Annotated in this window: 9 protein-coding genes and 1 other RNA gene; all 10 read right to left on the bottom strand. The window is 66.2% G+C overall.

The features are described 5' to 3' along the window. Positions 1–48: 48 nt before the first annotated feature. Positions 49–406: a transfer-messenger RNA gene (ssrA, locus tag ACNFH5_RS23485) on the bottom strand. Between the two features lie 74 nt (positions 407–480). Further along, complete coding sequence (locus ACNFH5_RS23480; RefSeq protein ID WP_416750131.1) at positions 481–1,158, bottom strand: type 1 glutamine amidotransferase domain-containing protein; 678 nt, start codon at positions 1,156–1,158, stop codon at positions 481–483. A gap of 86 nt (positions 1,159–1,244) precedes the next feature. Further along, positions 1,245–2,258, bottom strand: a complete 1,014-nt coding sequence (locus tag ACNFH5_RS23475) for a sodium:calcium antiporter (protein WP_416750129.1) — start codon at positions 2,256–2,258, stop codon at positions 1,245–1,247. Between the two features lie 401 nt (positions 2,259–2,659). Next, positions 2,660–5,944, bottom strand: a complete 3,285-nt coding sequence (locus ACNFH5_RS23470; RefSeq protein WP_416750128.1) for a carboxyl transferase domain-containing protein — start codon at positions 5,942–5,944, stop codon at positions 2,660–2,662. Between the two features lie 151 nt (positions 5,945–6,095). After that, the gene (locus tag ACNFH5_RS23465) at positions 6,096–6,362 is read right to left on the bottom strand and encodes a hypothetical protein (RefSeq protein WP_416750126.1); all 267 of its coding nucleotides are present in this window, start codon (positions 6,360–6,362) and stop codon (positions 6,096–6,098) included. An 86-nt stretch (positions 6,363–6,448) separates the two neighbouring features. Further along, on the bottom strand, positions 6,449–7,852 hold the full coding sequence (locus tag ACNFH5_RS23460) for a sensor histidine kinase (RefSeq protein WP_416750125.1): 1,404 nt from the start codon (positions 7,850–7,852) through the stop codon (positions 6,449–6,451). Then, the gene (locus ACNFH5_RS23455) at positions 7,849–8,526 is read right to left on the bottom strand and encodes a response regulator (RefSeq protein WP_416750354.1); all 678 of its coding nucleotides are present in this window, start codon (positions 8,524–8,526) and stop codon (positions 7,849–7,851) included. Before ACNFH5_RS23455 ends, ACNFH5_RS23460 begins: the two co-directional genes overlap by 4 nt. A gap of 200 nt (positions 8,527–8,726) precedes the next feature. Further along, positions 8,727–11,537, bottom strand: a complete 2,811-nt coding sequence (locus ACNFH5_RS23450) for an FAD-binding and (Fe-S)-binding domain-containing protein (RefSeq protein WP_416750124.1) — start codon at positions 11,535–11,537, stop codon at positions 8,727–8,729. Positions 11,538–11,711: 174 nt separating this feature from the next. Then, entirely contained in the window at positions 11,712–12,857 is a 1,146-nt protein-coding gene (lldD, locus tag ACNFH5_RS23445) for an FMN-dependent L-lactate dehydrogenase LldD (protein WP_416750122.1), read from the bottom strand. A gap of 155 nt (positions 12,858–13,012) precedes the next feature. Continuing rightward, positions 13,013–14,689, bottom strand: a complete 1,677-nt coding sequence (locus ACNFH5_RS23440; RefSeq protein ID WP_416750120.1) for a lactate permease LctP family transporter — start codon at positions 14,687–14,689, stop codon at positions 13,013–13,015. Positions 14,690–14,811 lie beyond the last annotated feature (122 nt).

The following is a 14,811-nucleotide window of genomic DNA, read 5'->3' as shown; positions in this document are numbered from 1 at the left end:
AAGAAAAAAGGCGCTGGGCTTGAGGCTCAGCGCCTTTCTCTTTGGATTTGGTGGAGCCGGGGGGATTTGAACCCCCGTCCGCCAGTTCTCCGCTGTCGGTTCTACATGCTTAGCCATCTCTATTAGGTTAACTCCTTGCGGCCCGAGTGGCAGGGCGCTTGGAGCGAGCTGTATGAGTTTTAGCCGTTACGCCTACAGCGAACTTGGCGGCGATCCTGTTCTATATGACAGACCTAATCTTCGGGTTTACAGGCATCCCCTAGGGTCTGCTAGCGGCACTTAGGCTGCTAGGGCGTAGTTGTCGTCGTTGGCAACTATAAAGTTGTGGCAGCTGATTTACGAGAACTGTCACCTACTCGGCATGCCCCTCGAGTTTTGTTACCGGCGTCGAATCCTAATCGGCCCCAAAACCTTGAAAGGTCGTGGGTGATTGTACGGGAAAGCCGCCCCGATAGCCACCCGGGGCGGCGCAAGCCGTTGTCAGCTGAGGAATTTCAGCACGGCTTCGGCCACCGCCTCCGAGGACGCGGGGTTCTGCCCGGTGATCAGGCCGCGGTCGACTTCGACATGGCTCTGCCAATTCGGGCCCTTGCTGTAGCGCGCGCCATTGGCCTTGAGCATGTCCTGGACGAGGAAGGGCACCACGTCGGTGAGACCCACGGCATCTTCCTCGCTGTTGGAGAAGCCGGTGACGTGCCGGCCCTGCACCAGCGGCTGGCCGTCCAGCCCGCGCGGGTGGCGGAACACGGCTGGGGCGTGGCAGACGGCGGAGACGGTCTTGCCGCTGGCGTGGAAGGCTTCGATCAGCGCCACCGAGGTGCGGTCTTCGGCCAGGTCCCAGAGGGGGCCGTGGCCGCCAGGGTAGAAGACGGCATCGAAGTCGTCGGCCTTCACCTCGCTGAGCTTCACGGTGCTGGCCAGTGCGGCCTGGGCTGCGCTGTCCTGGCGGAAGCGCAGGGTGGCCGGCGTCTGGGCGTCTTCCTCGTCGCTCTTGGGGTCGAGTGGCGGCTGGCCGCCCTTGGGCGAGGCCAGGGTCAGGCTGGCGCCGGCATCCTTGAACACGTAGTAGGGCGCGGCGAACTCCTCGAGCCAGAAACCGGTTTTCTTGCCGGTGCTGCCGAGCTGGTCGTGGGAGGTCAGGACTACCAGGATTTTCATGCTCACTCCTTCGGCGTATCGCTAGTCGTGCGGCTACCGCCGAAACGGCAGCCCGGACTGTCAGTGTAGGCAATGCGCCGCATGCGTCAGCGCGACAGGGTGATACCCAGATAGGCGGCGTACAGCACGCCGTTGAGCATCAGCACCCAGATTGGCAGGCCGCCGCCGCGCTGGGCGTTGATTCGCAGCCAAAGCGCGGCGCCGAGGGTGACCAGGACGCCGGTGAGTACTTCGATGCGCGGCTGCCAGGGCGTGAGCAGGATGCCGATGGCGGGCAGCAGGGTGCCCTGGAATACCATGGCGCCGCTGATGTTGCCGAAGGCCAGGGTGTCCTTGCCGCGACGCACCCAGAGGATGCTGTTGATCTTCTCCGGCAGTTCCGTGGCGATGGGGATGATCAGCAGCGACAGCAGCAGCGCAGAAATACCCAGAATGTGCGATAGACCCTCCACGCCATGGATGAATCCCTTGGCGCCGAGTACCAGCAACGCCAGGCCCAGCAGCAGTTGCAGCAGGATGGTGGCGAGGTTGGTCGGTAGGCCGATGCGCGACAGGTACATATGGTGGTCGGCCTCGGTGCCGTGGCCGTCGTCCACCAGGCTCCGGGAGGCGCGCAGGGTCAGGGTGATGTAGGCGACGTAGGTGAGCACCAGCAGCACGCTGAGGACAATGCGCACGGAGCGCAATTCAGCGGGCACGAACATGGCAAGGGTGGCGAAGCAGAAGGCGACCAGGAAGAAGTTCAGGTCGCGCTTGAGCCCGGTGCGCTCGGGGCGGACGCGCCCGAGCAGGCCACGGGCGCGCCAGGCGAAGCAGGCCATCAGGCAGGTGGACAGGGTGGAGAGCATCAGCGGCGCGCCGAGGATGGCGCCGACGCCGACTTCCTCGTTGAGGCTGATGTTGCTGGTGCCGGCGAACAGCGCCAGCAGCGGGATCAGGGTTTCCGGCAGGGCAGTGCCGACTGCGGCGAACAGCGAGCCGGTGACGCCTTCGGAGATGCCCAGGCGCTCGCCGAAGTGTTCCAGCGCATTGGTGAAGAGTTCGGCGGCGATCAGGATCACCAGCAGCATGCCGAGCAGTTCGAGGATGAAGGTCAGCATGCGTGCAGCTCCAGACAGATGGAGCGAGGGGTGGAGTGGTGCATCACGGTGAAGCTCCCGGCCGGTGTAATACCCATGACCACGCATCTCCCCGGCCGTTGCGGAGATCACGTGGTCAAAGGTCTTGCCAGGCTAGTCTGCTGGCGACGCCATGGCCTGAAATCCGTCTACGATCTGCTGCGCGTTGGCACAACTGCGTTGAGAACAGCTGAGAAATGCTCATTTACTATTCGTAAACTGCGCTTTCTCCGCTGCTCTCGCCTGGTTCTGCTCCGGCTCGCGAGATCGTCAACCGATTTGGGCCAAGTGTGTTGACGTCGCCCCCGCTCAGGAAAGCGGGCGGCTACTCCCCAATGACGCCGCGCATTCTAGCGGATCGGCCGCGCAGCTCAACCTATGCCTTACCAGGTATCGATCAGTGGGCGTTTTTTCCCCTGGCGTGGAGCGGGCCTGGGCGTCGACGCCAGCCCTCGCAGCAGCCAGCGGCGGGTGTCGGCCGGGTCGATGACGTCGTCGATTTCCAGGTAGCTGGCCATGTTCAGCCCCTTGCCGTTGCGGTAGGCGGCGGCGACCAGCTTGTCGAATAGCGCCTGGCGCTCCTGCGCACCTTCCACTGCGGCCAGTTCCTTGGCGTAACCGAGGCGGATCGCCCCCTCCAGCCCCATGGCGCCGAACTCGCCGCTGGGCCAGGCGACGGTAAACAGCGCCGCGTGGAAGCTGCCGGCGGCCATGGCTTGGGCGCCGAGGCCGTAGCCCTTGCGCAGGACCACGGTGAAGAACGGCACGCTGAGGCTGGCGGCGGTGACGAACATGCGCGAGACGTGGCGCACGGTGCCGGTTTTCTCCGCCTCCGGGCCGACCATGAAACCGGGGGTGTCGCACAGCGAGATGATCGGCAGGTCGAAGGCGTCGCACAGCTGCATGAAGCGCGCGGCCTTGTCGCCCGCCTCGGCATCGATGGCGCCTCCCAGGTGCATCGGGTTGTTGGCGATCAGCCCGAAGGGTTTGCCTTCGATGCGCACCAGGGCGGTGATCATGCCGGCGGCGAAGTGGCGGCGAAGTTCCAGTACCGAGCCGCTGTCGGCCAGTTGTTCGATGATCTGGCGGATGTCGTAGACGCGCAGACGGTTCTCCGGCACCGCGTGGCGCAACAGGCGCTGGTCGACGCACTGCCAATCGGCGCTGTCGCCCTGGAAGTAGGCGAGGTACTGGCGGGCGATACGGGTGGCTTCGGTCTCGTCTTCCACCAGCACATCGATCACGCCGTTGGCGCTTTGCACGTCGCTGGGGCCGACTTCCTCGGGGGCGAACTTGCCCAGGCCGCCGCCTTCGATCATTGCCGGGCCGGCCATTCCCAGGCTGGTATCGCGGGTGGCGATGATGACGTCGCAGCAGCCCAGCAGTGCGGCGTTGCCGGCAAAGCAGCGGCCGGAGACCACGCCTACCAGCGGCACCAGCCCGGAGAGTCGCGCCAGACCGACGAAGCTCATGTTGTCCAGGCCGGCCACGCCGACGAAATCGGTGTCGCCCGGGCGTCCGCCGCCGCCTTCGGCGTAGAGCACCAGCGGGATTCGCCATTGCTCTGCCAGATGCAGCATGCGGTCGGTCTTCTTGTGGTTCATCACGCCCTGGGTGCCGGCGAATACCGTGTAGTCGTAGGCCAGGACCAGGCAGCGCGCCTTCTCGTCGCCGAACTGTGCGGCGTTGATGCTCCCCAGGCCGCTGACCAGACCGTCCGCCGGGCTGCTGGCGATCAACTCTTCTACGCTACGCCGACGACGTTGCGCGGCGATGGCCAGCGCGCCGTATTCGATGAAGCTGCCCTCATCGAGCAGGTCGGCAAGGTTCTCGCGGGTGGTGCGCTTGCCGATCCGGTGGCGCTTGGCGACGGCCTCCGGGCGGCGCTCGTCGAGGCCGATGGCATGGCGCTCGAGGACTTCGGCGAGGTCGGCGCGGATGGCGTCCAGGTCGATGGTCGCAGCGCTCTCCGTATCCTGCGCGGCAATGTCTGCCGGCTCGACGAACAGCAATGCGTCGCCCTCGCCGAGGCTGTCGCCCGGTGTGGCGGCGAGGCTGTGGACGATGCCGCTGGCGCTGGCCTTGACCTCGAACTCCATCTTCATCGCCTCGATCACGGCGATGGTCTGGCCCTGGGCGACGGCATCCCCGGCTGCGACATTCAGGCTGACCAGCACGCCGGCACTGGGCGTGGCGAGCGCGATGCACCCGGCTGGCGCTTCGCTGGCGCGCGGGACGTCCGGCGATGCACCGGCATGGCTGAAGAAACGGTGCGGGTGCGCATGATCCTGCGCGCCGAGCAGTGCCGGCAGGTGTTCTTCGATGTAGCGCGTGGTGACCTGGTTGTCCGCCACCGCGGTCTGGCGCAGCAGGTTGAGCAGTAGCGGAATATTGCTCGCCACGCCCTCCAGGCGGAATTCGCAGAGGGCGCGGTAGGCGCGCTGTACCAGCTGTGGATAACCGCCGTTGCCGTGGACGATCAGCTTGGCCAGCAGCGAGTCGTAACCCGCGCTGTTGCGGTAGCCGGCGTAGCCGTAGCCGTCCACGCGCAGGCCGGGGCCGCTGGGCGGCTCGTAGGCGCTGAGGGTGCCGCAGGCCAGATGCGGCGTGCCATCGCTGGCGAGGCTTTCCAGGTTGATCCGCAGTTGCAAGGCGTGGCCGCGTGTTGCGGGTATCTCGGCCTGGGTCAGGTTCAGGTCGGCGAGGCTGGCGCCGGCGGCGATGCGCAGTTGCGTCTGCACCAGGTCGATGCCGGTCACGGCTTCGGTGACGGTATGTTCCACCTGCAGGCGCGGGTTGGCTTCCATGAACACGAAGTCGCCGTTGTCCTCGTCCAGCAGAAACTCGAAGGTGCCCAGGCCGCGGTAATTCACCGCTTCGGCCAGGCGTACGGCGGCAGCGAGTATGGCGCCGCGCAGGCGGGGATGCAGGTTCGGGCTGGGGGCGATCTCCAGCAGCTTCTGGTTGCGTCGCTGCAGGGTGCAGTCACGCTCCCACAGGTGGCTGACGGCGCGGCCATCGCCGATGACCTGCACTTCGATGTGCCGGGCGCGCTGGATCAGGCGCTCCACGTAAAGGCGGTCATCGCCGAACGCCGCGCGGGCTTCGGCCTGGCAACGGGCGTAGGCGTCGGGGATTTCTTCGACGTTGCGCACGGCGCGCATGCCCCGGCCGCCGCCGCCGGCGAGGGCCTTGATCATCATGCCGGCGCCAGCGGGGAGTTCACGGAAGAAGCGCTCGGCATCCTCCTGCGAGGTGGCGCGGTTGCTGCCAGCGGCGAGCGCGACGCCGTGGTCGCGGGCCAGGTCGCGGGCACGGGCCTTGTCGCCGAATACCTCCAGCACACCCGCCGAAGGACCGACAAAGGTCAGGCCGGCGGCTTCGCAGCGGCGGGCGAATTCGGCGTTCTCGGAGAGGAAGCCATAGCCGGGATGCACTGCATCGCAGCCCTGGGCCGAGGCGATGTCGATGATCTGCTGCTGGTCGAGGTAAGCGCTGGCGCCGCGACCTTTGAGCGCCGCAGTCTGGTCGGCCTGGCGGGTGTGCAGCGAGCTGGCGTCGTCCTCGGCGTAGATCACGAGCGTCTGGATACCCAGCTCGGCGGCGGCGCGGGCGATGCGGATGGCGATCTCGCCACGGTTGGCGATGAGCAGGCGGGAGACAGGCATGGCGATTCCGGTTGTGATTCTTGTGATCGGCAATCGCTACATCTTAGGGAGCGGGTGGAGCGGGGGAACGAACTGCGGCCTTGCGAATGCCCGAGGCTTCGCGGGCCTTATGGGCGGCGGCCGGCACGGTAGCCGGCCGCCGCGGCCGGGGTCACCCGTTTGCTCCGCCGTCGCCAGCGTTGTCCTTGAGCAGCTTGAGGGCTTTTTCGGTGTGGGCGATGCATTCCTTGGTGTTGCCGGCGGCTTGGGCCTGGGCGGCTTTTTCCTGCAGGCGCATGGCCTGTTCCTGGGCCTGGGTGTTGTTGGTGGTGGTTTTCACCGCGTCGTCGACTTTCTGCAGATTGGTGCTGCACAGGTCGTCCGCGAAGACCGGCGAGGCCAGCAGGGCGGCGGTGATGAGCAGGGCGGCGCGTTTCATGGCAGTTCTCCTGTCTCGTTTGACCGAGGGGGCGCGGCGCGCTTGAGCGAGCCGTACAGGGTGGACTGCGGGCTTTTACGCGGGGTTCAGAGTATTTGCCCAGCGGTTGTCGGGAGTTCGACGCAGACACCCAGGCCGAGACCTTCCAGCCCCTCGTGCAGGGAAATGCGCCCATGGTGGATCTCCACGATGCGCTTGACGATGGGCAGCCCCAGCCCGCTGCCGTGGCTGCTGGAAACGCTGGGGCTGCGGTAGAAGCGGGTGAAGATCGCTGCCTGTTCGGCGGGGGCGACGCCGGGGCCGTTGTCGCGCACCCAGAGGGTCACCCGACCGCCATCGCTCTCCAGGTTGACCGCCACTCGGCCGCCCTCGGGGGTGTAGCGCAACGCGTTGCCGACCAGGTTGGTGAGCATCAGCCCGAGCCATGCGGCGACGCCTTGCAGGGTGGCGCCGTGGCTGTCGAGGGTCAGTTCGATCTGCTTGTCGATGGCTTGTGGCGCAAGTTCGGCGATGGTGTCTTCGGCCAGCAGGCGCAGGTCTACCGGGGCAAATATCTCATGGAGTTCTTCGGCGTCGAGCCGCGCCAGAAGGAGGATCTGTTCCATCAGTGCGCTGATCCGCTCGACGCTGCGGCTGACTTGCTGCAGACCGTGGGCATGGGCAGCAGGGTCGGACGAGCGCAATGCCACCTGGGCGTGGGTGCGCAGGCTGGCCAGGGGCGTGCGGATTTCATGGGCGGCGTCGCTGGTCAGGCGGCGTTCAGCCTCCAGCGCCGAGCTCAGGCGTTCCAGCAGCAGGTTCAGTTCGTTGACCAGGCTGTGCACCTCCACCGGGGCGCGGCTAAGGGCCAGCGGATGCAGGCTGTGGGCACTGCGTTGATGAATCTGGTCGGTCAGGCCGCGCAGCGGCGCCAGGCCCTGGCGCACGCCGAACCACACCAACACGCCGATCAGCGGCAAAGCCAGCAGCAGGGGGAAGAGGGCGCTGAACAGCAACAGGTGCAGCGTCTTGTGGCGGTAGTGAAGGTTTTCGAAGACCCAGATGCGCACCTCGTCGGCGCCGGGCGTGGCCATCTGCAGCACGCGCCAGTTGACATCTCCGCTGAGCAGGTCGGAGAAGCCCGGCGGTTGCGCCTCGATGCCTTGCGGCGGCTTGTGCGTGGCGAGCAGCGGCTGGCCGCGGTACCAGATGGCGTAGCCCAGCGTGGCTTCGCGGCGCAGCAGCGGCAAGCCTTCGATGGCCTTGCGGCTGCGCGCGAGGATTTCCATGGCGTCGCTGGACTGCGGGTCAATGGCGTCGGCGATGTCCACCAGGCTCAGGGCGGCCTGGCCGAAGTCGATCATGTCCTGGTCGTAAAGACGGTCCACCTGCTGGCGAGTCAGGTGGTAGGTGAACAGGCCGGCCGCCAGCCACAGCACGGAAACGCCGCCGATCAGCGTCAGCAGCAGGCGACGGCTGATGGAGCCGGCGCGGCGCACACTGCTGCTCAAGGTTGCGTTGCGCCTTCGGGGCGGTCGATGCCGTAGCCAATGCCGCGCACGGTACGGATCAGGCTGTTGCCCAGCTTGCGTCGAAGATGGTGGATGTGGACTTCGATGGCATTGCTTTCCAGGTCGCCGTCCCAGCCGTAGAGCGCTTCCACCAGTCGCGCACGGGACAGCACCTTGCCGCGCTGTTCCAGCAGCAGGCGCAGCAATGCGTACTCGCGCGGGGCCAGGTCGACCGGCGCGCCAGCCAGGGTCACCTGGTGGGTGGCCGGGTCCAGCGCCAGTTCGCCATGTTGCAGCAGCGGCGCGGCGCGGCCGGTATGCCGGCGGGTGAGGGCGCGGACGCGGGCGAGCAGCTCGTCGAGGTCGAAGGGTTTGGTCAGGTAGTCATCGGCGCCGGCGTCGAGGCCCGCCACGCGGTCGGCCACCTTGTCGCGGGCGGTGAGGATCAGCACCGGCGTCAGGTCGCCGCGCCGGCGCAGGCCGCGCAGTACCTCCAGGCCATCCTTGCGTGGCAGGCCAAGGTCGAGCACCAGCAGGTCGAACTCGTCGGTCTCCAGCGCCTGCTCGGCGGCCACGCCGTCGTTCACCCAGTCCACCGTGTCGCCTTCCAGCCCCAGCCCCGCGCGAATGCCATCGCCCAGCAACTGGTCGTCTTCTGCCAACAGGATTCTCATCATTGCCCCCTCAGCCGGCTCTGTGCAGCAGGATAGCCGGCGTCCTTCATTTCGGGCAGAGGGTGGCGCTGATGGATTAAGACCGAGTTAACGGGCCGCAGCTATACGAGCGAGCTTGCTCGCGAACCGAGCTTCGCCTGATTTCAGGAGATGAGGCGAAACTGCGATGTTCGCGAGCAAGCTCGCTCCTACACAGAGCGTTATCCGCCGCGCGCGCGGGTCACGCGGTCGACCAGGTAGACCACGCTGCGATAGTCGATGCCGCCATGGGCGGACAGGCCGATCTCGCAGGTGCGGCTGGTGGAGACGCCTTCCTCGCAAACCTGTACCGCGTCCTTGAGCGTGCGCAGCGAGTGGGCATTCAGCTCGGGCGTGGTGAAGCCCTTGTCGCCGGCGAAGCCACAGCAGTGGATGCCTTCGGGGATCACCACTTCGCGGGTGCAGCGCTTGACCAGGTCGATCAGTGCCTGGCTCTCGCCCAGGTGCTGGGTGCTGCAGGTAACGTGCACGGCCACCGGCTTGTCCTGCGGCTGGAAGTCCAGGCGTTCGATCAGATGCGTGCGGATGAACTTTACCGGGTCGTAGATCTTCAGCCGGTCGTCGGCCAGTTCCTGCACCAGGCGCAGGGTGCAGGGGCTGGTGTCGCAGTAGATTGGGTCGAGGCCGCCACGGCTGGCGCGCAGCAGTTCGGCGAGCAGTTCGTCGCGCTTGGCGTCGGCCTGTGCCTTGTAGCCTTTGGAGGCGAATGGCTGGCCGCAGCAGAGGTTGTCGGCGTTGTCCGGGAAGACCACCTGGTAGCCGGCCTTCTCCAGCAACTGGCGGGTCTTGTCGATCAGCGGCACCTGCTCCTCGTCCGCTGCCGCCGGGCCCATGGCGCGGGAGACGCAGGCGGTCAGGTAGACGACGCGCGGCTTGCCGTTATCCACGGCTTGCGGCGTAGCAGTGAGGCGCACCGGCTGCGGCATGGCCGGCGTCCACTGTGGCACGCGGCCCTTGCTGGCGTGGCTGATTGACGCGCTGAGGCGAGCGAGACGCGGGGCGCCGAGCACCATGCGCGCACCGTTGGCGGCATGCAGCATGAACTTCGCGCCTTTGAGTGCTGTGGCGAAGTTGCGCGCGAGCCAGCTGGCGGTGCCGGCGTGATGCGCTTCTTCGCCACGCAATTTCCTGATCAGCTCGCCGGTGTTGATGTTCACCGGGCAGCGCTGGGCGCAGAGCCCGGTGGCGGCGCAGGTGTCGATGCCCTGGTACTGGTAGTCGCGCTCCAGTTCGGTGGTGTCGATGCCGGCGCGGCGCTTGGCCTGGATGTCGCGCCACATGACGATGCGCTGGCGCGGGCTGAGGGTCAGCCCCTTGGACGGACAGACCGGCTCGCAGAAGCCGCACTCGATGCACTTGTCGACGATCTCATCGGCGGCCGGCAGCGGCTTGAGGTTCTTCAGGTGCAGTTGCGGGTCATCGGTCAGTACCACGCCGGGGTTGAGGATGCCGCTAGGGTCGAGCAGGCGTTTGAGCTGCCACATCAGCTGGTAGGCGTCGTGGCCCCACTCCAGCTCGACGAAGGGCGCCATGTTGCGCCCGGTGCCGTGCTCGGCCTTGAGCGAGCCGCCGTATTCCACGGCGACCAGATGCGCGACGTCGTCCATGAAGGCCGAGTAGCGGGCAATCTGCTCCGGCGACTCGAAGCCCTGGGTGAAGACGAAGTGCAGGTTCCCTTCCAGCGCGTGGCCGAACAGGATGGCTTCGTCGTAGCCGTGTTTGTCGAACAGTTCGATCAGGCGGTTTACGCCCTCGGCCAACTGTTCGACGGGGAAGGTCACGTCCTCGATGATCACCGTGGTGCCGGTCTCGCGCACTGCGCCAACCGCCGGGAAGGTGTCCTTGCGGATGCGCCAGAGCTGGTTGTAGACCACCGGGTCTTCGCTGAAGTCGACCTGCTTTTCCACCGGGTAATCGGCGATGGATGCGCTGATCTGCGCAAGCTGCTCATGCAGCAGCGACTGGGTCGCCGCGCGGGATTCGATGAGCAGCGCGCAGGCGCCATCGGAGAGGCTCTTCACCCATACCGGCATGCCCTGCATGTTCTCCACCGAGCGCAGGCTGCGGCGGTCCAGCAGTTCTACGGCGGATACCGGCTGCTGCTTGAGCACGGTCACGGCCTTGCAGCAGGTCTCCACGTCGGGGAAGACGATCAGGGCGCTGGCCTTGTGCGGGTGGTCTGGCACGGTGTCGTAGGTCACCGCGCTGATGAAGCCCAGGGTGCCCTCGGAGCCGACCATCAGGTGGGTGAGGATATCCAGCGGTTCGTCGTAATCCACGAGCGCATTCAGGGACAGCCCGGTGGTGTTCTTCAGCCGATACTTGTGGCGGATTTTCGCGGCCAGCTCGGTGTTGGCGCGTGTCTGCCGGCCGAGCTCGGCAAGCTGGTCGAGCAAGGCGCCGTGGCTTTCGCGGAAGGCGGCAACGCTGGCGGGCAACTCGCTGTCCAGCAGCGTGCCGTCGGCCAGCAGCAGGCGCAGGCCGGCCAGGGTGTGGTAGCTGTTCTGCGCGGTGCCGCAGCACATGCCGCTGGCATTGTTGGCGACGATGCCGCCGATCTTGCAGGCGTTGATCGAGGCCGGGTCCGGGCCGATCTTGCGGCCGAACGGAGCGAGCCAGGCGTTGGCCTGGGCGCCGATGACGCCGGGCTGCAGGCGAATCTGCGTGCCGCCCTCGCGGATGTCGCGGCCGTTCCAGTTGTCGCCCAGCACCAGCAGGACCGAGTCGCTGACGGCCTGGCCGGAAAGGCTGGTGCCGGCGGCGCGGAAGGTCACCGCCACCTGATCGGCGTGAGCGGCCTTGAGCAGGGTGGCGACTTCGTCTTCGCTCTCGACGCGGATCACCAGCTTGGGGATCAGTCGGTAGAAGCTGGCGTCGGTGCCGAAGGCCAGGGTCGAGAGCGGGTCGTCGAAGCGGCGCTCGCGGGGGATCAGGTGTTCTACCGTGTCGAGGAAAGCGGCAGGGAGGCTCATGGCGGCTCCAGTCATCATCGGTGAGCGTGGACCGCTGGACGGTCCATCGGTGTTCTTTTATCGAACGCGCCGAGGCACGGTCTGACTTGTAGGAGCGAGCTTGCTCACGAACCGGGCAGGTACAGAGCTGGGCAGGTTCGCGAGCAAGCTCGCTCCTACAGCAATGCAGGGCGTTTAGGCGCCCAGTTCGCGCACCAGCGAATCACGGGTGATTTCGCCGATGGTCTTGGCGCCGGTCAATACCATGGCCACGCGCATTTCCTTCTCGAACAGGTCCAGCAGGTTCTTCACGCCGGCCTCGCCGTGGGTTGCCAGGGCGTAGAGGAAGGCGCGGCCGATGAGCACGGTGTCCGCACCCAGGGCGATCATGCGCACCACGTCCAGGCCGTTGCGGATGCCGGAGTCGGCGAGAATCTTCAGATCGCCCTTCACGGCGTCGGCGATGGCCGGCAGGGCTCGGGCGCTGGAGAGTACGCCGTCGAGCTGGCGGCCACCGTGGTTGGACACAACGATGCCGTCGGCGCCGAATTTCACTGCGTCCTTGGCGTCTTCAGGGTCCAGGATGCCCTTGATGATCATCGGGCCGTCCCAGAATTCGCGGATCCACTCCAGATCCTTCCAGGAAATCGACGGATCGAAGTTGGCGCCCAGCCAGCCGATGTAGTCGGCAAGGCCGGTGGGGTTGCCGCGGTATTTGGAGATGTTGCCCAGGTCATGGGGCTTGCCCAGCAGGCCCACGTCGACGGCCCAGGATGGGTGCGTCATGGCCTGCCAGACGCGGCGCAGCGGTGCGTTCGGGCCGCTCATGCCAGAGTGGGCGTCACGGTAGCGGGCGCCGGGGACCGGCATGTCGACGGTGAACACCAGGGTCTTCACGCCGGCGGCCTTGGCACGCTCCAGGGCGTTGCGCATGAAGCCGCGATCCTTCAGCACGTAGAGCTGGAACCACATCGGCCGGTCGATGGCCGGGGCGACTTCCTCGATGGGGCAGACCGACACCGTGGACATCGTGAAGGGGATGCCTTTCGCTGCCGCCGCGCGGGCTGCCTGTACTTCGCCGCGCCGGGCGTACATGCCGGTCAGGCCGACGGGAGCCAGGGCGATGGGCATGTTCAACGTCTCGTCGAACAGCTTCGTCTCCAGGCTCAGCTCGGACATGTTCTTCAGCACGCGCTGGCGCAGGGCGATGTTGGCCAGGTCGTCGACGTTGTTGCGCAGGGTGCGCTCGGCGTAGGCGCCGCCGTCGGCGTAGTGGAAGAGGAACGGCGGCAGCTTGCGTTGGGCTGCGGCGCGATAGTCGGTAGAGGCAGAGATGATCATTGGGCTCTTCCGTTTTGAGAGAAAAGTGTTGGATCGAGCGAGCTGGAGCGAGACAAGGTGGAAATGGCCGAGGGAGCGGAGCCTACAACTGTAGGTTAGGACCCCGAGGCCATTTCCAACGCAGTATCGCCGACGCTCAGCCGATCAGCGCACGGTCAGTGAACCAGCATGCCGGTGAAGATGTACGCCTGGGCCAGGGTGATCAGGCCCACCATGGCAGCGAACATCAGGCTGTGCTTGAGGGTGAAGCGGAACAGGTCGGATTCCTTGCCGACCATGCCGGTGGCGGCGCAGGCCACGGCGATGGATTGCGGCGAGATCATCTTGCCGGTCACGCCGCCGCTGGTGTTGGCGGCCACCAGCAGGGTGTCGTTGACCCCGATCTGGTGCGCGGTGGTTGCCTGCAGCGAACTGAACAGGGCGTTGGAGGAGGTATCCGAACCGGTCAGGAACACACCCAGCCAGCCGAGGAACGGCGAGAAGAACGGGAAGGCCGCACCAGTGCCGGCCAGGACCAGCGCCAGGGTGGTGGACATGCCCGAGTAGTTGGTGACGAAGGCGAAGGCCAGCACCATGCCGATGGAAAGGATCGGCCATTTCAGCTCGACCAGGGTCTCCTTGAAGGTGGTCAGACCAGTTTTTGCACTGATGCGCAGGATGAGCATCGAGATCAAAGCGGAGAAGAAGATCGCGGTGCCGGTGGCCGATACCGGGTCCAGCTTGAACACGGCGGCAATCGGCGTCGGATTGGCAACGATGGGCGCGGTCTTCACCACCAGTTGGTCCAGGTGCGGGATGGCGAAGTTGAACACCAGGTTGTACAGCGCGCCGCCCGGAGCGAAGAGCGCCTTGAATGGCTTGAGGGTCCAGATGGTGACCAGTACGGTCAGCACCAGGAAGGGCGACCAGGCCTTGAGGATTTCGCCGAAGTTGTAGGGGCTCGGCTCGGCGCTGCGCGGGCCGTTACCGCCCATTACAGCGGCACCGCCGGCGGTGGCGACTACTTCACGCTCGCTGGCGGGTTGCCAGACCTTCAGGAACAGGGTCAGGGAAATCAGGCTGACCAGGGCGGAGGTGATGTCCGGCAGTTCCGGGCCGATGAAGTTGGAGGTGAAGTACTGGGTGATGGCGAAGCTGCCGCCGGCGACCAGGGCGGCCGGCCAGGTTTCCTTCACGCCCTTGAGGCCGTCCATCATGAACACCAGCCAGAACGGTACGAGGATCGACAGGAACGGCAGCTGGCGGCCGGTCATGGCGCCGATCTTGAACGCGTCGATGCCGGTCACCTGGCCCGCGACGATGATCGGGATGCCCAGGGCGCCGAAGGCTACTGGTGCTGTGTTGGCGATCAGGCACAGGCCCGCGGCGTACAGCGGATTGAAGCCCAGGCCGACCAGCAGGGCGGCGGTGATCGCCACCGGCGCGCCGAAGCCCGCCGCACCTTCGAGGAAGGCGCCGAAGGAGAAGCCGATTAGCAGCACCTGCAGGCGCTGGTCGCCGGTGATCGACAGCACCGAGCTGCGGATCACTTCGAACTGGCCGCTCTTGACCGTGAGTTTGTAGAGGAAGACCGCCGCGACGATGATCCAGGCGATCGGCCACAGCCCATAGGCGAAGCCATAGCCGGCGGCGGCGATGGCCATGTCGGCGGGCATGCCGAAGGCGGCGATGGCGATGATGATCGAAAGGGCGAGGGTAATGCTCCCGGCGACGTGACCCTTGAGGCGGAACACGGCGAGGGCGAGGAAGAAGAACACGATCGGGATGACGGCGACCAGCGCGGACAGGCCGAGGCTGCCGAGCGGGGTGTAGATCTGCTGCCAGGTTTGCATCTGGATTGGCTCCCTAATTGTTTTTGGGTGGAGGGCCTTGTTGCCGGTCGGGCGAATCCGGGGCGCTTGTGGCGCTGGCAGTGGTCGACAGATCGCGGCTTTTTGTTTTTTCGTGCATGGGT

Source organism: Pseudomonas sp. NY15435, from assembly GCF_048068295.1.
Lineage (GTDB): Bacteria > Pseudomonadota > Gammaproteobacteria > Pseudomonadales > Pseudomonadaceae > Pseudomonas.
This window is presented reverse-complemented; position numbering and strand designations above follow the sequence as displayed.

Bases quoted from the DNA above. Each gene is read 5' to 3' on its own strand.
- ACNFH5_RS23480 (WP_416750131.1), bottom strand. From the start codon at position 1,158: ATGAAAATCCTGGTAGTCCTGACCTCCCACGACCAGCTCGGCAGCACC.
- ACNFH5_RS23475 (WP_416750129.1), bottom strand. From the start codon at position 2,258: ATGCTGACCTTCATCCTCGAACTGCTCGGCATGCTGCTGGTGATCCTG.
- ACNFH5_RS23470 (WP_416750128.1), bottom strand. From the start codon at position 5,944: ATGCCTGTCTCCCGCCTGCTCATCGCCAACCGTGGCGAGATCGCCATC.
- ACNFH5_RS23465 (WP_416750126.1), bottom strand. From the start codon at position 6,362: ATGAAACGCGCCGCCCTGCTCATCACCGCCGCCCTGCTGGCCTCGCCG.
- ACNFH5_RS23455 (WP_416750354.1), bottom strand. From the start codon at position 8,526: ATGAGAATCCTGTTGGCAGAAGACGACCAGTTGCTGGGCGATGGCATT.
- ACNFH5_RS23450 (WP_416750124.1), bottom strand. From the start codon at position 11,537: ATGAGCCTCCCTGCCGCTTTCCTCGACACGGTAGAACACCTGATCCCC.
- lldD (WP_416750122.1), bottom strand. From the start codon at position 12,857: ATGATCATCTCTGCCTCTACCGACTATCGCGCCGCAGCCCAACGCAAG.
- ACNFH5_RS23440 (WP_416750120.1), bottom strand. From the start codon at position 14,689: ATGCAAACCTGGCAGCAGATCTACACCCCGCTCGGCAGCCTCGGCCTG.